Raw genomic sequence first — 3,240 nt, 5'->3', positions numbered from 1 at the left:
GTAGTCGACGATACGCTGGGCGGGTCGACCCGGCACGACGTCCGTCTCGACCCGGATCGTCTCCGGATCTAGCGCCTCGAGGACGCGACTCCGGGCCCGCTCACACAGCGTCTCGCCGCGTTCGAAAGCGAGGTCGTACATCTCGGCGTCGTAGGTGCCGCCTCTGGCCGCCGACGTGAACGCCTCCGACGGCTCGACGACGTGAAGTAGCGAGAGGCGGTCGACGTCGTCGACGTCGATCGCGTGTTCGAGCGCGGCCCACGCTGGCTCCGAGTCGTCCAGTGGTACGAGCAATTGCTGTCCCATACTCGTCTGGAGGCGAGCCGGCACCCTCACTCGGTTGCACGGCTCCCGGCTCGCGGGTCTCAGCCGATCGTTTTACGGTTCCATGACGTGTCCGTCCAGCCATGGAGTCGAGTCAGTCGCGAGCCGGGCTGGTGGCGCTACTCGTGATGGCGGCCCTCGCGACGCTCCTCGTCCACGCGGTTTACGTGCCGCGACACTTCCCCGGCGAGTACTTCCGGGCGATTCCGTACCTGATCGTGGGCTGGGTGGCCTACACCGTCGTCTTCTACGCCGTCGGCCGCCTCGTCGCCGAGCCGCCGGACCTCCCCAGTATGCGGTCGGGCGACATCGGCGTCGCGCTCGTCCTGGGCACGCTGCTCGTCGCCCTCGTGCTCGATACGGGCGGGCTCAGTCCCCGACTCGTTCCCGAAGCGTACGGCCTGCTGGCGATCGTCCTCTACGCTGGGCTCGCGCTGGTCGGCTGGTCGATGGGCCAGCGAACGCGGGCGATCAACCGGATCGCCGGCGTGGAGTGACTCCCGCCCGCGCCGGGTGAACCCGATCGGGTGGCGATCGGCCGGTCAGTCGCTGGCTGCAGCGACGTCGGTGTCGACGACGAGTACCCGACAGTCGCCGACCCGGATCACGTGGTCGGCGACGCTGCCGACGGCCATCCGGTGGAGCCCGCCTCGGCCCCGACTACCCATCACGATCAGATCGGCGTCGATCTCGCGGGCATATTCGAGAATCGCTTCGCCCGGCGGACCCGACCGGACCGTCCCCTCCACGTCCACACCGGCCGCCTCGGCGCGGTCGACGATACCGACGACGAACTCCTCCGCGCGCTCGGTGAGCGCCTCGGACGGTCGCGCAGCGTCACCCGGGAGTTTGAGGTCACCGAGAGGCCCGGGATCGGCTATCGAGAGGACGTGCATGGTCGCACCCTGGTCAGCCGCCAACTCGATCGCGTCGTCCGCCGCGGCCTCGGCGTGTTCGCTGCCGTCGGTCGGAACGAGGATTCGGTCGAACATGGGTGGACGTTGGCGCGACGGACCGAAAACGTTCGTGTCGTTTCCGGCTGCGGGAGTACGGGTCCCTCGTCGGAAACGCAGCGACCGGACTCGAACCCCCGAACCAGGCCTCTCAGTCCGAACGGGGTGGGTCCCGAGTGCCTCGGTCCGAACTGCTTCGGAGACGTACGACTTCGGACGCGAAGGTTTCGGACACGAACCGCTTCGTCCCCGAACGGTTTCGGACTTGAAAAACGTCGGTCCGTTCGCCCCTGTGGCCGGGATAGGGAGCTTGAAAACGCGCGGGAGCGTACACTTGAACATGCACCCGGTTCGCGCGATCGACGCACTCTTTCTGTACGCAGGGCTGTGCTTTCTCGCCTACGGCGGACTCGTCTACGGGCTGGCGGATCGTCTCGCCCTGCTAGCCTACGGGGCCACGGGAACGATCTTCCTCGCGATCGGGGCTCACGGCCTCACGCGTCCCATCGAGGAGCGCGACCGGACCGCGTTCGGCATCGCGGGCTACGTGCTCGCCGCGCTCTGCGTGGCGCTGACGCTCTTGCTGGTCTCGAGTGCGTTCCTCGCGTAAACGCTGCCGCCGGACGGCCCGTCTCAGACGTCCCGCCGCCTGAACCAGAGGACGCTTCCGACGAGCAGTGCGAGCGTCATCGTGACGAGGACGATCACGCTCACGAGGTCGTACGTCCCGTCGAGCAGGATCTCGTTGGGATCGTAGTGGCGCGACGGTCCGACGAGACCCACGTCCTCGTAGTCGGTGTCGGTGACGAGCGACTCGACCAGGAAGAGCCCGAACGTGACGCCGAGGGCGATCCGCTGAGCGATGCCAGTTCGGTCGACGGCGACCGACGCGACCAGACCGATGCCGGCACAGGCGAAGAGGTAGGGGATCGACAGCAGGTGGACGGCCGCCAGGTCCGCCCCGGCGATCGGCTCGTCGATCGCGACGGCGCTGACGTAGACGACGAGCGGCGTCACCACGTTGACGAGGACGATCGGCACGGCAAGCGCGGCGAACTTTTCCGTGACCAGGCGGGCCCGCGAGACCGGAAGCGAGAGCGTGATGTCCATGCGCCCGCGCTCGACGTCGTCGGCGACGGTGCCCGCGCCGAGGTAGGCGAGGTAGAGCCCGAGCATGATGATCCAGCCGAAGACGTAGAGCTCGAACGCGAGGAATCCCTCCAGGGTGGCCATCGTGCGAATGTCGAACAGACGAAGCATGGACTCCGGCATAGTCTCGAGCAGCTGATCCTCGTCGAACGCCTCGCTGTAGGAGGGATAGATCCAGATGACCAGCGCCGCCAGCGCGGACATGGCGATCGAGAGGTAGAGGCTTCCCCGAACGCGGTTCGACCCCTCGTATCGGGTAAACTCAAGCATCGACGTCACCTCCGGCAGCCGCGTCGCTCGGCTGTCGAGCGCGGCGGCCCTCGTTCGTCTCGCCGTTTCCATCGCCGTAAAAGCGCATGAAGACGTCCTCGAGTGGTGCCTCCTCGATCGAGCAGTCGAGTAACGCGAGATCGGGGAGTTCCGCGACGACGGCGTTGACGTCGCCAGTAAAGGTGAACGTGCAGTCGGTGACGACGCCCGTCTCGTCGGCTTCGCCCGCCGAGACGCTCGTCTCCACGTCGTAGACGCCGTCGACGTCGAAAATTCCGGACGGGAGCTCCCCGGCGACCCGCAGCCGGACCACCTTCCCGCTCCTGCCGATCAGCGACTCGACGGGCTCTACGGTCACCAGCCGGCCGTCGCGGATGACGCCGACGCGATCACAGAGCCGACGCACCTCGCCGAGGATGTGCGAGGAGAAGAAGACGGTGAGTCCGTCGTCGCGCTCGCCGCGGACGAACTCCGCGAAGCGCTGTTTCATCAGCGGATCGAGACCGCTCGTCGGCTCGTCGAGGATCACCAGGTCGGGGTCGTG

Annotated in this window: 5 protein-coding genes and 1 pseudogene; 2 read left to right on the top strand and 4 right to left on the bottom strand. The window is 67.4% G+C overall.

Translation table 11 applies throughout. The features are described 5' to 3' along the window. Positions 1 to 306 (bottom strand): universal stress protein (locus QZT59_RS17760; RefSeq protein ID WP_290819223.1); only part of this gene is annotated, 306 nt, incomplete at its 3' end. Between the two features lie 101 nt (positions 307 to 407). Here QZT59_RS17760 and QZT59_RS17755 point away from each other — a divergent pair. Further along, complete coding sequence (locus QZT59_RS17755) at positions 408 to 821, top strand: hypothetical protein (protein ID WP_290819222.1); 414 nt, start codon at positions 408 to 410, stop codon at positions 819 to 821. Positions 822 to 866: 45 nt separating this feature from the next. Here the strand turns inward: QZT59_RS17755 and QZT59_RS17750 are convergent, their stop codons facing one another. Continuing rightward, entirely contained in the window at positions 867 to 1,316 is a 450-nt protein-coding gene (locus QZT59_RS17750) for a universal stress protein (protein ID WP_290819221.1), read from the bottom strand. Positions 1,317 to 1,617: 301 nt separating this feature from the next. Between QZT59_RS17750 and QZT59_RS17745 the strand changes: the two genes are divergently transcribed. After that, positions 1,618 to 1,887 carry a hypothetical protein gene (locus QZT59_RS17745; RefSeq protein WP_290819220.1) on the top strand — a complete coding sequence of 90 codons (270 nt, stop codon included), beginning with the start codon at positions 1,618 to 1,620 and terminating at the stop codon, positions 1,885 to 1,887. Between the two features lie 23 nt (positions 1,888 to 1,910). Here QZT59_RS17745 and QZT59_RS17740 read toward each other — a convergent pair whose 3' ends face one another. Further along, positions 1,911 to 2,696, bottom strand: a complete 786-nt coding sequence (locus QZT59_RS17740) for an ABC transporter permease (protein ID WP_290819219.1) — start codon at positions 2,694 to 2,696, stop codon at positions 1,911 to 1,913. Next, positions 2,689 to 3,240 (bottom strand): annotated as a pseudogene (locus QZT59_RS17735) (ABC transporter ATP-binding protein); the annotation flags it as partial. The gene QZT59_RS17740 and the pseudogene QZT59_RS17735, both read right to left, overlap by 8 nt.

The sequence above is a fragment of the Halovivax sp. genome (assembly GCA_007119345.1).
In the GTDB taxonomy this organism is placed as follows: Archaea; Halobacteriota; Halobacteria; order Halobacteriales; family Natrialbaceae; genus Halovivax.
Note: the sequence above shows the minus strand (reverse complement) of the source record. Positions and strands in the feature narration are given on the sequence as shown.

Coding starts and splice junctions, on each gene's coding strand:
- QZT59_RS17740 (WP_290819219.1), bottom strand. CDS start 2,696: ATGCTTGAGTTTACCCGATACGAGGGGTCGAACCGCGTTCGGGGAAGC.
- QZT59_RS17745 (WP_290819220.1), top strand. CDS start 1,618: ATGCACCCGGTTCGCGCGATCGACGCACTCTTTCTGTACGCAGGGCTG.
- QZT59_RS17750 (WP_290819221.1), bottom strand. CDS start 1,316: ATGTTCGACCGAATCCTCGTTCCGACCGACGGCAGCGAACACGCCGAG.
- QZT59_RS17755 (WP_290819222.1), top strand. CDS start 408: ATGGAGTCGAGTCAGTCGCGAGCCGGGCTGGTGGCGCTACTCGTGATG.